Source organism: Streptomyces sp. NPDC059524 (assembly GCF_042749255.1).
In the GTDB taxonomy this organism is placed as follows: domain Bacteria; phylum Actinomycetota; class Actinomycetes; order Streptomycetales; family Streptomycetaceae; genus Streptomyces; species Streptomyces xanthii.
The window spans coordinates 1-14065 of sequence record NZ_JBHYTK010000039.1 but is presented as its reverse complement, the minus strand read 5'-3'; the positions used below and the strand labels follow the sequence as shown (position 1 = coordinate 14065).

At 72.0% G+C, this 14065-nt stretch carries 11 protein-coding genes; 7 read left to right on the top strand and 4 right to left on the bottom strand.

The window, feature by feature from the left end:
- Positions 1–47: 47 nt before the first annotated feature.
- Together ACFW9D_RS13960 and ACFW9D_RS13955 are read left to right on the top strand one after the other, a co-directional pair.
- Positions 48–1472 (top strand): glycoside hydrolase family 32 protein, encoded by a 1425-nt coding sequence (locus tag ACFW9D_RS13960; protein ID WP_384621497.1) that lies wholly within the window; start codon positions 48–50, stop codon positions 1470–1472.
- 473 nt (positions 1473–1945) lie between these two features.
- Positions 1946–2377, top strand: coding sequence for a Rieske 2Fe-2S domain-containing protein (locus ACFW9D_RS13955; protein ID WP_384621494.1), 432 nt, complete (start codon positions 1946–1948; stop codon positions 2375–2377).
- A 71-nt stretch (positions 2378–2448) separates the two neighbouring features.
- On the opposite strand, the gene ACFW9D_RS13950 is transcribed toward ACFW9D_RS13955, so the two are convergent.
- Genes ACFW9D_RS13950 through ACFW9D_RS13940 form a run of 3 tightly spaced genes read right to left on the bottom strand, consistent with a single transcriptional unit; the run spans position 2449 to position 5719 of the window.
- On the bottom strand, positions 2449–3348 hold the full coding sequence (locus ACFW9D_RS13950) for a carbohydrate ABC transporter permease (protein WP_384621491.1): 900 nt from the start codon (positions 3346–3348) through the stop codon (positions 2449–2451).
- Between the two features lie 23 nt (positions 3349–3371).
- Positions 3372–4307: a carbohydrate ABC transporter permease gene (locus ACFW9D_RS13945; RefSeq protein WP_384621488.1), complete on the bottom strand. Its 936-nt coding sequence runs from the start codon at positions 4305–4307 to the stop codon at positions 3372–3374.
- Positions 4304–5719 carry an ABC transporter substrate-binding protein gene (locus tag ACFW9D_RS13940; protein WP_384621485.1) on the bottom strand — a complete coding sequence of 472 codons (1416 nt, stop codon included), beginning with the start codon at positions 5717–5719 and terminating at the stop codon, positions 4304–4306. The genes ACFW9D_RS13945 and ACFW9D_RS13940 overlap by 4 nt, the downstream gene beginning before the upstream one ends.
- A 244-nt stretch (positions 5720–5963) precedes the next feature.
- Between ACFW9D_RS13940 and ACFW9D_RS13935 the strand changes: the two genes are divergently transcribed.
- On the top strand, positions 5964–7568 hold the full coding sequence (locus tag ACFW9D_RS13935; RefSeq protein WP_384621572.1) for a glycoside hydrolase family 32 protein: 1605 nt from the start codon (positions 5964–5966) through the stop codon (positions 7566–7568).
- Between the two features lie 238 nt (positions 7569–7806).
- Here the strand turns inward: ACFW9D_RS13935 and ACFW9D_RS13930 are convergent, their stop codons facing one another.
- Entirely contained in the window at positions 7807–8838 is a 1032-nt protein-coding gene (locus ACFW9D_RS13930; protein WP_384621482.1) for a LacI family DNA-binding transcriptional regulator, read from the bottom strand.
- A gap of 87 nt (positions 8839–8925) precedes the next feature.
- Here ACFW9D_RS13930 and uvrC point away from each other — a divergent pair, with 87 nt between their 5' ends.
- The 4 genes from uvrC to whiA are packed head-to-tail and all read left to right on the top strand — an operon-like array spanning position 8926 to position 14016.
- Positions 8926–11001, top strand: a complete 2076-nt coding sequence (gene uvrC, locus ACFW9D_RS13925) for an excinuclease ABC subunit UvrC (protein ID WP_384621480.1) — start codon at positions 8926–8928, stop codon at positions 10999–11001.
- Positions 10998–12002 (top strand): RNase adapter RapZ, encoded by a 1005-nt coding sequence (gene rapZ / locus ACFW9D_RS13920; protein WP_188339585.1) that lies wholly within the window; start codon positions 10998–11000, stop codon positions 12000–12002. The genes uvrC and rapZ overlap by 4 nt, the downstream gene beginning before the upstream one ends.
- Positions 11999–13036 (top strand): uridine diphosphate-N-acetylglucosamine-binding protein YvcK, encoded by a 1038-nt coding sequence (gene yvcK / locus ACFW9D_RS13915; RefSeq protein WP_188339586.1) that lies wholly within the window; start codon positions 11999–12001, stop codon positions 13034–13036. The genes rapZ and yvcK overlap by 4 nt, the downstream gene beginning before the upstream one ends.
- Positions 13027–14016, top strand: coding sequence for a DNA-binding protein WhiA (gene whiA / locus ACFW9D_RS13910; RefSeq protein ID WP_188339587.1), 990 nt, complete (start codon positions 13027–13029; stop codon positions 14014–14016). Before yvcK ends, whiA begins: the two co-directional genes overlap by 10 nt.
- Positions 14017–14065: the final 49 nt, after the last annotated feature.

The window sequence follows — 14065 nt, the reverse complement described above, 5'->3', positions numbered from 1 at the left end:
GAACTCGGTGGAGTCGGCAGGAGTCAGCAGAAGCAAGGAGAAGGCGCATGTCCGACCGGGCCACCCGTCCGTACCCGCCCGCCGTCGCCGTCGACCGGGACGTTCCGCGTCTGCACGTGCGGCCCGGTGCCGGCCGCTGGTGCAACGACCCCAACGGGCCGCTCTTCCACGACGGCCGCTACCACCTGTTCTTCCAGCACAACCCGCACGCGGCGGTCTGGGGCGACATTCACTGGGGCCATGCCTCCAGCCCGGACCTCGTGCGCTGGACGGATCACGGGGTCGCGCTGACCCCCACGCCGGGCACGCCCGACGAGCTCGGTGCCTGGTCCGGGTGCGCGGTCGTGGACGACGGCATCCCGACCGCCGTCTACACCGGCATGGACCGCCGCGACGGCGTCGGCTCCGTGATGCTGGCCCGGGCCACCGATTCGACCATCGGCTCGTTCAAGGCCGAACCGGACCCCGTCGTGCCCGGCCCGCCGCCCGGCCTCGATCTCATCGCGTTCCGCGACCCGTACCTCTTCACCCATGAGGGGCGGCGCTGGGCGGTCGTCGGTGCGGGGCACCGGGGCGGGCGGCCCGACGTGCTGCTCTACCGCGTGGACTCGATGACGCGGTGGACGTACGCCGGGTCGCTGCTTGACGCGGCCGACCCCGTCGCCGGACGGCACGCGGCGCCCGCGACGGCCTGGGAGTGTCCGGCACTGCTGCCGACGGGGGACGGGCGCTGGGTGCTGTTGCTCTCCCTGTGGATCGACGACATCACGTACGCGACCGCGTATCTGACCGGTGTGCTCAGGCCCGCGGGGGAAGGCGGGGGCGGGTTGCGTTTCGAGCCCGCCGCGGGAGGTCTGTTCGACCATGGCCGGGACTGTTACGCGCCCACCGCGCTCGTCGAGGACGACAGGACGCTTGTGTGGGGCTGGAGTTGGGAGTCACGCACCGAGGCCGAATCCGTCGCGGCGGGCTGGGCCGGTTGCCTCACGTATCCGAGAGAGGTCGGCGCGCACGCGGACGGTTCGCTGAGGGTGGCACCCGCGCGGGAGCTCGCGGGGCTGCGCGGGCGGGCCGTCGGGGTCGGGGAGGAGCTGCCGGCGGCGTACGAGGTGCAGGTCGACATCGCTGTCGCCCAGCCCGACACGGAACTCGCGGTCCGGCTGGGCACCGGGGTCGAGCTGCGGGTCAATCCGACGCGGGGCTCGCTCACACTTGACCGTTCGGCGACGCCGGCGTCGGGCACGCACCCGTACCCCCGTGCCTCGTCGGTGGTCGCGGTGGCCTCCGGCGGCACGGGTGGACGCCTGCGGGTGTTCGTGGACGGGCCGCTGATCGAGGCGTTCTGGGACGACCGGGTCGTGCTGACGGAAAAGGTGTACCCCGCCCCGGCCGGGCCCCTGTCGGTGGACCTGGTGCAGGGGGCGGGGGACGTGTCGGTGTCCGCGTGGGAGGCGGTGGTGGAGGGGGTGTGAGCGGGGACGGTCCTCCGGCCGGCAGGGCTGGGGGGCCTCTGCCCTCTCTGCCTGGTGGGGCCCAGCCTCTGGGTGGCCGCTGTCCTGTTTCGTGCCGCCACCGCAGCTGCCCTGCCCTGCCAGTCCGATCTGTGGGGGCGGCAGCCGCAGCGCTGCCGCCCGCACCCCACTCCGGCGCGGCCCGCTTCTCGCCCCGCCCCCGGTCCCTGTCCGCGCGGGATGTCGCAGCCGCCCTGCCGGCCAGCCGCCCCGCCGGTCGGCTCCGCGACGAGCCCGCCGCTATGGCGCCGCCGCCCCACCCCGCAGGCATGTCGCGCAGGTCACCCGGGGGCCCGTCGGGTGTTCCGTTCGCCGCCGGTATCGTCACATCCGTACCCCCCGTTCCCGTTCGGTACGTGGAGCCCGAAGGGGCGGCCAGGTCGGCCGGGCGGTGGGTGCGTCTCGATCGCACCGTCACCGAACGTGGAGCCCAGATGCCCGGCACGCCCCTGTCCAGCAGTGCACGCCTGTCCCGCCGTACCGCTCTGCGCGGGGTGGCCGTGGCGGGGACGGTCGGGCTCGGGCTGACCGCGTGCTCCCCGGAGGACGGCGGCTCGGCGGCCGCTCCCAGCGCGCCAGTCGACCTCGGCAGCGCCGAGGACGTCCCGAAGGGCGGGGCGAAGCTCTACAACGACGAGAACGTGGTGGTGAGCCGCGCCGAGGACGGGACGTACAAGGCGTTCAGCACCGTCTGCACGCACGCGGGCTGCCCGATCCGGATGCTGAAGGGTACGGAGCTGACGTGCAACTGCCACGGCAGCAAGTTCGACGCCACCACCGGCAAGGTGCTGCACGAGCCGGCGACCGTTCCGCTCACCGAGCTCAAGGCGAAGGCCGAGGGCGGCAAGCTCATCGTCTCGCCCTGACCCTCGGCCCTCTGCGTCTCCGGTCCTTCGGCCTCAGCTTTTCAACAGGCCTCAACAGGCCTCAGCAGGCCTCAGCCTTTCAGGCCCGAGGACGTGATCCCCTCGCGGAGCGGTCGCTGGCCGATGACGAACACGGCGACCGCCGGGATCATCGAGAGCACGACCCCCGCGAGCACCACCGAGATCGACCCGGTGCCGAGGTTGCCCTGGAGCGAGACGAGGCCGAGCGGCATCGTGAAGTTCTCGTTGCTGGTCTCCAGGATCAGCGGCCGGAAGAACTCGTTCCAGTGATAGTTGAAGGCGAGTACCCCGACGATCGCCAGACCGGGTCGGGCCAGGGGCGCGTACACGGACCGGAAGACCCGCCAGGGTCCCGCCCCGTCGATCATCGCCGCCTCGCCGAGTTCTTTGGGCATCGTCAGGAAGTACTGGCGCATCAGGAACGTCCCGAAGGCGGTCGGCACGGCCGGCACGATCAGGCCGAGCAGCGTGTCCGTCAGCCCTATCTCCTTGAGGATCAGGAACACGGGCACGATGGTGATCTGGACCGGCACCATCATCGTGGCGAGGACCAGTCCGAACAGGGGCTTCTTGAAACGGAAGTCGAGACGGGCGAACGCGTACCCGGCGAGCGCGGCCGAGATCATCTGCCCGATCGCGATCAGGCCGGTCACGAGCGCGGAGTTGAGCGCGATCAGCCAGACGTCGAGCTGCTGGAAGACGCCTCGGTAGGCGTCGAGCGTGCCGTGCGCCGGGATGATCCGCGGAGGCAGATCGAAGGACTCGGCGGGCGTGCGCAGGGACGTGGACACCGTCCACACCACGGGCCCGATGGTCAGCAGCGCCACGAGCGCGAGCCCGGCGACGCGCCCGAGGACGCCCAGGCGGCGGGTGGTGAGCGAGCCCAGGCGCGCGGCGACGCCACCGCCCTCGGGGCGCCGCGTCTTCTCGGTGAAGGGAACTGCGGTCATCGCGGGTCGACCTCTCCAACCAGTCACTGGTAGTGCACGAAGCGGCGGCTGAGCCGGAACTGCAGCGCCGTGACGACGAGAATCAGGGCGAACAGGACGACGCCGACCGCCGAGGCCTCGCCGAACCGGAGCTCCTCGAAGGCGGTCTGGTAGAGGACCATCACCACGGTCCGGGTCGAGTCGCCCGGCCCGCCGTCCGTGAGCACGTAGGGCTGCTCGAAGACCTGCAGGGCGTTGATCACACCGACCACCGAGGCCACCAGGAAGGTGGGGGAGAGCAGCGGCAGCGTGATCCGCAGATGCTTGCGCAGCCCGGTCGCTCCGTCGACGGCGGCGGCCTCGTGGAGCTCCTTCGGAATGTTCGCCAGCCCGCCGACGAACAGCAGGAACGAGAAGCCGAACTGCTGCCACACATAGACGAGGACCACGGCGGACAGCGCCCACGTCTCGTCCGTCAGCCAGGGCACGGGTGACGCGCCGGCCTGCCCGATCAGCCAGTTCACGACCCCGAAGTCCTGGTTGAACAGGTACTTCATCACGACGGACACCGAGGCCGCGCTCAGGACGAGCGGGAAGAAGAAAGCCGAACGCAGCGCCTGCCGAACCCAGTTCGGCATCCGGCCCTGCAGGGCCAGCGCCAGGACGAGCGCGATCAGCAGTTGCAGCGAGACGGCGAACACCATGAACAGCAGGGTGTTGCCGAACGCTGCGCGGACCGAGGAATCGGTCGCCAGAGCACGGTAGTTGTCGAGTCCGGTGTAGTGCGCCGGGTCGATCACGTTCCAGCGGAAGAACGACAGCACGACCGACCCCGCGATCGGCACCACGGTGAACACGACGACGCCGATCACGGTCGGTGCCAGGAACAGCCGGGCCGTCCATCGCTGCCGCCGCTGCGCCGCCCGGTCCCTCGCGACCCCGCCCGCGGCGCGGTCCGTCGTACGGCTTCGGCTTCTCATATCCCACGCTCCATGGCGTGCTCCAGGTCCGCCTGCATCGCCCGCAGCGCCGGCGCGACCTTGCGCGGCGAGTCGAGAGCGGTGGCGGTGTGCTTGGTCAGGGCCAGTTCCACGGCGGCGACCTGCGGAGGGGCGGGGATCGGGCCGGTCGTGGGGAAACGGTCGAAGGTGTCGTAGAAGACGTCCCAGTGGGCGGGGCCCGTCCGCGCGTACCGCTGCGCGGTGAGCAGCGAACGCCGCGCCGGAGTCGTCGTGTTCGCCGCGAACAGCGAGGTCATGACGTCCTTGCGGGTCGAGTACTTCACGAACTCCCAGGCCTCGTCCTGGCGCCGGGAGGTGCGCAGGATCGCGTAGCCCGCCCCGCCGAACTGGTGGCGCTGCGACCGCCAGCGGGGGAAGTACGTGGCGTCGTACGCGTCGCGCGCCACGCCCGCCTGGTGCAGTCCGCCCGCCCAGAAGCCGCCGGCGGGCGTCGCGCCGACCCGGCCGGTGGAGAAGGCGCCGACCAGGTTCGTGCCGCTGCCGCCCTCGGGCCGTGAACAGAGCCCGTCATGGACGAGACCGGCGAGATACTCGTACGTCTCGACGGTGCGGTCGGCCGTGGCGGTCGGCGTCGTCCAGCGGAAGCCCCCGCCGCGGCCCGCGCGCTGCCGCGCGTCGTAGAAGGAGTTCCACAGCCACTCCCCGCCCGGAGCCCTGGACTCGCGCAGGATGTTGGTGTCGTTGACGAACAGCCAGGGAACCACCCCGCCCCACAGGCGATTGGTCCAGTAGAACGGCGTGAAGTGCGCCCCGCCCTTGCGCTTCATGGTGCGCAGGAGGCGGGTGAAGTCGTCACGGTCCCAGTCGTCCGGCGGGAGTTCGACGCCGGTGCGCCGGAGGACGGTGGTGCTGAGGTACATGTCCGCGGCGTTGAACTCGACGGGCAGCTGGTACAGCGAGCCCTCGTACATCATCGATTCGACGAGCGACGGGTGGACGTCGGCGAAGTACTCCTTGAGCTCGGCGGCGTCCCGCTTCCCGCGCGCGTCGAGCGGGACGCCGAGGCGGTCGGCGAACAACTGGACGCCCTCCGTCGCGACGTACACCACATCGGGCGCCCGGCCCGCGGCGATCTGCGTGAGGATCTTCGCGAAGAAGTCGTTCCAGTCCTTGGCCTGGACGGCCAGCAGCCGCACCGGGATGTCCGGGTGCAGTTCCTGGAATCCGTCGGCCAGCACCTTCTGCATGGTCGGGTCGATCGCGGCGCCGAGGACCGCGACGGTGAGCATCGAACCGTCGCGCCCGGGGATGTCGGCGGCGGTCAGCCGGTCCCAGCTCGCGCCGGTGGCGGCGAGACCGCCGGCGGCCAGGGACCAGCCGCCGGCGCGCAACACGGTGCGACGGCTGGGCGGGAAGTGACTCCGGGTCATACCGAGAGGCCTAACTCGTGATAGTTGGCGTGGCCTCCGGATGATGTGAGGGTGCGGACGGCGCCGTCAAGAGGGCTGCGCGAGCTTCTTCGAAATGCCCGAAGACCCTTGCGCGGCAAGACCTATCACGAGTTAGGGTTGCGACCGCCCTCCCTCGTTCCCCGCCGGAACATCCCCTTGGTCGAAAGGTCGGTTCGCCATGCCCGCACGAGAGGTGCCCGCACGAGACGTGCCCGCGCAGGACATGCCCGCCGGACGCAGGAAGAGCGCGGCCGGGAACACCGCCGCGGCCGGCGGCGCGCGCTCGCTGAGCCGGCGCGCCGCGCTGCTGTCCGTCGGCTCCACCGCTCTCGCGGCCGCCGCACTGCCGTCCCGCCGCGCGGCCGCGGCACCGAAAGCGGCCGGTCTCGGCAGCTTCCGCGCCGCCTACCACTTCACCGTTCCCGACAACTGGAAGAACGATCCGCAGCGCCCGATCTGGGTGAACGGCCAGTACCTGTACTACTACCTCTACAACGCCGACTACCTCACCGGATCCGAGGGCACCGCCTGGCGCCTCGCCACCAGCACCGACCTCGTCCGGTACCGCGACGAGGGGGTCGCCGTCCCCAAGGACGCCATCCCCGCCGGTGACGTCTGGTCGGGCAGCGCGGTCGTCGACGAGAAGAACACCGCCGGGTTCGGTGCGGGCGCCGTCATCGCGCTGATCACCATGGAGCCCGACGCCGGCACCGCCTCCCAGGCCCAGTACCTCTGGTACTCCACCGACCACGGCCGCACCTTCACCTCCCACAGTGACGACCCGGTGCTCCCCAACCCCGGGGGCAAGGACTTCCGCGACCCCAAGGTGCTGTGGGACGAGGCACGCGGACGCTGGGTCGCGGCCCTCGCCGAAGGGCACAAGATCGGCCTGTACACCTCCGCCGATCTGCGGTCATGGACGTACCGCAGCGGCTTCACCCGCGACGACCTCGGCACCCTGGAATGCCCGGACCTGTTCGAGATCCGGGCCGCGGACGGCACCGCGCACTGGATCCTCGCGGCCTCCGCCAACGGCACCCAGCGCGGCCTGCCGGCCACGTACGCCTACTGGACCGGCGACTTCGACGGCACCACCTTCAGCCCCGACGCCACCGAACCCCAGTGGCTCGACCACGGCCCCGACTTCTACGCGGCCGTCACCTGCGAGAAGCGCGCCGCCGACGGCACCGTCGACCCCGCCGCCCGGTACGCCTTCGCCTGGACCAACAACTGGACCTACCCGCACAACACGCCGACCCTCGTCGCCGACGGCTTCAACGGCACCGACTCCCTCACCCGCGAACTCACCCTGGAACGCGCGGGCGACGGCACCTACCACCTCGCCTCCCGGCCCGCCCCGGCCCTCGACCGCTACGCCACCGGCACGAAGAAGCTCGGCGACGTCACCGTCGACGGCAGCAAGGCCCTCGACGTCACCGGCACCTCCTACGAGATCCGCGCCCGGCTCCGCTGGACACCCGGCACGACCGAGAACCTCGGCTTCCAGCTCCGCAAGGCGCCCGGCGGACTGCGTCACATCGACGTCGGCGTGTACGTCGCCGGCGGCTTCGCCTACGTCAACCGCGGCGGCACCATCACCCCGGGCGGCCCCGCCGAGACCCACACCCCCGTCGACGCCGCCGCCGGCTCCCTCGACGTGCGCGTCTTCGTCGACCGCACCACCGTCGAACTGTTCGTCGGGGACGGCCGCCACGTCCACACCCACCAGGCCTTCCCGCTCCCCGGCGACGACCGCATCGCGCTCTACTCCTCCGGCGGCCCGGCCGTCTTCGAGGACCTGAGGATCATCACGTACGACCTCGGCTGACACCCGGGTATCCGGCACTCGGCAACCGGCCACCCGGGTGCCGGGCGCCCGGCTCGACGAGTGCCGTTGTACGTATGACGGACCGAGCCGCTGATCGCCGGTCGCCCCGTGTTACGTATGACGTGCTCCTCGGTGGCCGAGGCGCAGGAGGCCGGACGGGCGGCCCGGGAGGTCTGGGCGGTCCGGGCGGTCCGAGAGAACCGGATGGTCCGAGAGAACCGGGTGGTCCGGAGTCGGCTCAGGCCTCGCCGGGCTTCGCCACCGATGCCCGCTCGACCAGGGGACACGGGAGGCGGACCACGTCGCCCGTGGCCACCGGCTCGTCCCGCTCGACCGCGTCGAGCAGCGCGTCCACCGCCGCCGCCCCCATCGCGTGATGAGGTAGGGCGACCGTGGTGAGCGCCGGGACGAGCCGGTCGGCCATGTGGTCCTGGTCGTCGTAGCCCACCACCGACAGCGCCTCCGGGACCGCGATGCCCAGCCGGGCCGCCGCCAGCAGCACCCCGGCCGCCACCCGGTCGTTCGCACACACGACCCCGGTGGGACGCTCCGCCTCACCGAGCACCCGCAGCGCCGCGGCGTAGCCCTCGTCGATCTGCCAGCCGGCCCGCAGCATCCAGGCCTCGCGCACCTCCAGACCGGCCGCGCCCATCCCGTCGGTGAAGCCGCGCGCGCGATCCTCCGCCGCGATGTTGCCCACCGCCCCGCCCAGCAGCGCGATGTCACGGTGCCCCGCGGCGATCAGCGCGTCCACCGCGCGGCGCCCGCCCGCCCGTTCGTCGGCCACCACGGCCGCGTACGAACCCGCCTCGCGCGGCAGGCAGTTGGCGAGCACCGTGCGCGCCGGATCGACCCCCGCCGGCACCTCCGTCGTGCGCAGCTCCATCGACGCGTACACCAGACCGTCGACCCGGCGGGCCCGCAGCTCGGCGATCGCCTCGGCCTCCGCGGCCGGGTCCCGGCGCGACTCCAGGAGCAGGATCTGATGCCCACGCGCGCGTGCCGCCTCCATCGCGCCCAGCACCATGCGCCCGGCGAACGGGCTGGTGGCGATCTCGTCGCTGAGCATCCCGATCACCCCGGTGCGCCGTCCGCGCAACGACCGCGCCACCTCGTCGGGCCGGTAGCCGAGCTCGTCGGCGGCCTCGCGGATGCGACGCTGCGTCTCGGCTGAGAGGTTGCCCTGGGCGCGTCCGCTGAAGACGAAGGACACGGCGGCACGGGACACACCGGCGAGCTCCGCCACGTCACGGGCGGTCGGACGCTTCACGCGAGGGTTCTCCTTCAGCGGCGGGGATCACGGGGCGCTCCCTAGTCTGCCCCGGTGATGTCCGTGCCCGACAGTAGGGTGTCTGACATGGCCGACCCCTCCAGCTACCGCCCCCAGCCGGGACAGATTCCCGACTCCCCGGGGGTGTACAGGTTCCGCGACGAGCACCGCAGGGTGATCTACGTCGGAAAGGCGAAGAGCCTGCGCCAGCGCCTGGCGAACTACTTCCAGGACCTGGCGAACCTGCACCCGCGCACCCGCACGATGGTCACCACGGCCGCGTCCGTGGAGTGGACGGTGGTGTCCACGGAGGTCGAGGCGCTCCAGCTGGAGTACTCCTGGATCAAGGAGTACGACCCGCGGTTCAACGTGAAGTACCGCGACGACAAGAGCTACCCGTACCTCGCCGTGACGATGAACGAGGAGTTCCCCCGCGTCCAGGTGATGCGCGGCCAGAAGAAGAAGGGCGTCCGCTACTTCGGCCCCTACGGCCACGCCTGGGCGATCCGCGACACGGTCGACCTCCTCCTGCGTGTCTTCCCCGTCCGCACCTGCTCCGCGGGCGTGTTCAAGAACGCGGCCCGCACCGGCCGCCCCTGCCTGCTCGGCTACATCGGCAAGTGCTCCGCCCCGTGCGTCGGCCGCGTCAGCCCGGACGAGCACCGTGAACTCGCCGAGGAGTTCTGCGACTTCATGGCCGGCCGCACCGGCACGTACATCCGCCGTCTGGAGAAGGACATGACGGCCGCCGCGGAGGAGATGGAGTACGAGCGGGCGGCCCGCCTGCGCGACGACATCGAGGCGCTGCGCAAGGCCATGGAGAAGAGCGCCGTCGTCCTCGCCGACGCCACCGACGCCGACCTCATCGCCCTGGCCGAGGACGAGCTGGAGGCCGCCGTCCAGATCTTCCACGTCCGCGGCGGACGGGTGCGCGGCCAGCGCGGCTGGGTCACCGACAAGGTGGAGGCCGTCACCAGCGGCGACCTCGTCGAGCACGCGCTCCAGCAGCTCTACGGGGAGGAGAGTGGGGACGCGGTCCCCAAGGAGGTGCTCGTCCCGGCGCTGCCCGACCCCGTGGAGCCCATCCAGACCTGGCTCACCGAGCGCCGCGGGTCGAACGTGTCCCTGCGCATCCCGCAGCGTGGCGACAAGAAGGCCCTCATGGAGACCGTGCACCGCAACGCGCTGCAGGCACTGGCCCTCCACAAGACGAAGCGCGCCTCCGACCTCACCACGCGCTCGCGCGCCCTGGAGGAGATCGCCGAGGCCCTCGACCTGGACAGCGCCCCGCTGCGCATCGAGTGCTACGACATCTCGCACCTCCAGGGAGACGACGTCGTCGCGTCCATGGTCGTCTTCGAGGACGGCCTCGCCCGCAAGAGCGAGTACCGCCGCTTCCAGATCAAGGGCTTCGAGGGGCAGGACGACGTCCGCTCCATGCACGAGGTCATCACCCGCCGCTTCAAGCGCTACCTGGCCGCCCAGGAGAAGTCCGCCGAGTGGTCCGACACCGAGCTGGACGACGAAGAGGGCCCGGTCGAGTCGCGGCTCACCGAGGACGACGGCCGGCCGAAGAAGTTCGCCTACCCGCCGCAGCTCGTCGTCGTGGACGGCGGCCAGCCGCAGGTCGCGGCGGCCCGGCGGGCCCTGGACGAGCTGGGCATCGACGACATCGCGGTGTGCGGCCTCGCCAAGCGCCTCGAAGAGGTCTGGGTCCCCGGTGAGGACGACCCGGTGGTCCTGCCCCGCACCAGCGAGGGCCTCTACCTCCTGCAGCGCGTCCGCGACGAGGCGCACCGCTTCGCGATCACCTACCAGCGCAGCAAGCGGGCCAAGCGGTTCAAGGCCGGTCCCCTGGACGACGTACCCGGACTGGGCGACGCGCGCAAACAGGCACTGATCAAGCACTTCGGTTCGGTGAAGCGGCTACGGTCCGCCACAATCGACCAGATCTGCGAGGTCCCGGGCATAGGCCGCAGGACGGCCGAGACGATCCTCGCGGCCTTCGCGCAAGCGGCACCGGCGGCGCCCGCGGTGAACACGGCCACCGGAGAGATCCTGGAAGACGAAGAGCAGACACCGGCCGGCGCGACGGACGCGCCGACCGGCGGGGGACCCGTCACCGCGGGCACCCCGGAAGAACGACGGGGGCAGGAACCATGAGCGAGCACCACCCACAGAACGAGCGCGGAGCGGACATGAGCACCCCAGGCGCCAGCGACGACAAGGCCGGGACGGACGCCCCCGGTACCGACACCCCCGGCGCGGCCCACCACGCGGAGGCGCCCGGCGTCCCCGAGGCCGCCATCCCCGAGCTGGTCATCATCTCCGGCATGTCCGGCGCGGGCCGCTCCACGGCGGCGAAGTGCCTGGAGGACCTCGGCTGGTTCGTCGTCGACAACCTGCCGCCGGCCCTGATCCCCACCATGGTGGAGCTCGGTGCCCGGTCCCAGGGCAACGTCGCGCGGATCGCCGTGGTCGTCGACGTCCGCGGCCGCCGCTTCTTCGACAACCTCCGCGAGTCCCTCGCCGACCTCGAGTCCAAGAACGTCACGCGGCGGATCGTCTTCCTGGAGTCCTCGGACGAGGCCCTCGTACGCCGCTTCGAGTCGGTGCGCCGCCCGCACCCCCTCCAGGGCGACGGCCGCATCGTCGACGGCATCGCCGCCGAGCGCGAACTGCTGCGCGAGCTGCGCGGCGACGCCGACCTCGTCATCGACACCTCCAGCCTCAACGTGCACGAGCTGCGCGCCAAGATGGACGCCCAGTTCGCGGGCGAGGAGGAGCCCGAGCTGCGGGCCACCGTCATGTCGTTCGGCTTCAAGTACGGCCTGCCCGTCGACGCCGACCTCGTCGTCGACATGCGCTTCCTGCCGAACCCCCACTGGGTCCCGGAGCTGCGCCCCTTCACCGGCCTCAACGAGGAGGTGTCGAACTACGTCTTCTCGCAGCCCGGCGCCAAGGAGTTCCTCGACCGCTACACGGAGCTGCTCCAGCTGATCGCGGCCGGCTACCGCCGCGAGGGCAAGCGCTACGTGACCATCGCGGTCGGCTGCACCGGTGGCAAGCACCGCTCCGTCGCCACTTCGGAGAAGCTCGCCGCCCGCCTCGCCGCGCAGGGTGTGGAGACCGTGGTCGTCCACCGGGACATGGGCCGCGAATGACGGGACGTACGCTGCGGCTCACCAGCCGGCTGCGCAGCAGGCGCACGACACCGGCGCGTGGCAGGGGCGCGACGCCCAAGGTCGTCGCCCTCGGCGGGGGCATGGGCCTGTCCGCGTCGCTGGCCGCCCTGCGCCGCATCACGGGTGACCTCACGGCGGTCGTGACGGTCGCCGACGACGGCGGCTCCAGCGGGCGCCTGCGCGACGAGCTGGGCGTGCTGCCGCCCGGCGACCTGCGCAAGGCCCTCGCGGCCCTGTGCGGCGACGACGACTGGGGCCAGACCTGGTCCCGCGTCATCCAGCACCGCTTCCAGTCGCCGGGGGAGATGAACGGGCACGCGGTCGGCAATCTGCTGATCGTCGCCCTGTGGGAGCAGCTCGGCGACCACGTCCAGGCCCTGGACCTGGTCGGCAAGCTGCTCGGCGCGCACGGGCGCGTGCTGCCCATGTCGGCGGTGCCGCTGGAGCTCCAGGCCCTGGTCAAGGGGCACGACCCGGACCGCCCGGACGACATCGACACCGTCCGCGGACAGGCCACGGTCGCGCTCACGCCGGGCGAGGTGCAGTCCGTGCACCTGGTGCCGCACGACCCGCCGGCCGTCCCGGAGGCGGTCGCCGCGGTGCTCGACGCGGACTGGGTGGTGCTCGGCCCGGGATCCTGGTTCTCCTCGGTGATCCCGCACCTGCTCGTGCCCGAACTGCTGGACGCGCTGGTCGAGACGAAGGCCCGCCGGGTCCTCTCGCTGAACCTCGCGCCGCAGCCCGGAGAAACCGAAGGGTTCTCACCGCAGCGTCATTTGGAGGTTTTGGGACGACACGCCCCTAAACTCGCCCTGGACGTGGTGCTGGCCGACGAGGCCGCCGTGCCCGATCGTGAGTCCCTCACCGACGCCGCCAAGGAGCGCTTCGGTGCCGCGGTCGAGCTGGCGCCGGTGGCCAGGCCCGACGGAACTCCGAGGCACGATCCGGAGCTGTTGGCCGCCGCGTACGACCGTATTTTTCGGATGCATGGAAGGATCGGCCCATGGCGATGACGGCAGCGGTGAAGGACGAGATTGCCCGGCTCCCCGTCACCCGGACCTGCTGCAGGAAGGCCGAGGTGTCGGCCATTCTGCGGTTCGCCGGCGGCCTCCACCTGGTGAGCGGCCGCATCGTGATCGAGGCGGAGCTGGACACCGCGATGGCCGCCCGGCGGCTCAAGCGCGACATTCTCGAGATCTTCGGACACAGTTCCGAGCTGATCGTGATGGCACCCGGCGGACTGCGCCGAGGCTCGCGCTTCGTCGTACGTGTGGTGGCGGGCGGCGACCAGCTGGCCCGGCAGACCGGGCTCGTGGACGGCCGCGGCCGCCCGATCCGGGGTCTTCCGCCGCAGGTGGTCTCGGGGGCCACCTGCGACGCCGAGGCCGCCTGGCGCGGGGCGTTCCTGGCGCACGGCTCGCTGACGGAGCCGGGCCGTTCCAGCTCGCTCGAGGTGACCTGCCCGGGCCCGGAGGCCGCGCTGGCCCTGGTGGGCGCCGCCCGCCGGCTGTCCATCGCGGCGAAGGCCCGTGAGGTGCGCGGCGTGGACCGGGTCGTCGTCCGTGACGGCGACGCGATCGGCGCCCTGCTCACCCGTATGGGAGCCCACGAGTCGGTGCTGGCCTGGGAGGAGCGGCGGATGCGCCGCGAGGTCCGCGCCACGGCGAACCGGCTGGCGAACTTCGACGACGCGAACCTGCGCCGTTCGGCCCGCGCCGCCGTCGCCGCCGGGGCCCGCGTGCAGCGCGCCCTGGAGATCCTCGCCGACGAGGTGCCCGAGCACCTCGCGGCGGCCGGCCGGCTGCGCATGGAGCACAAGCAGGCCTCCCTGGAGGAGCTGGGCGCGCTCGCCGACCCGCCGCTCACCAAGGACGCGGTCGCGGGCCGGATCCGGCGGCTGCTCGCCATGGCGGACAAGCGCGCGCAGGACCTCGGCATCCCGGGCACGGAGTCGAACCTGACCGAGGAGATGGCGGACAACCTGGCGGGCTGAGCCGCCCGCCGACCCGAAGCTCCACGAGCCGGTGGTGGCGCCCCACGAG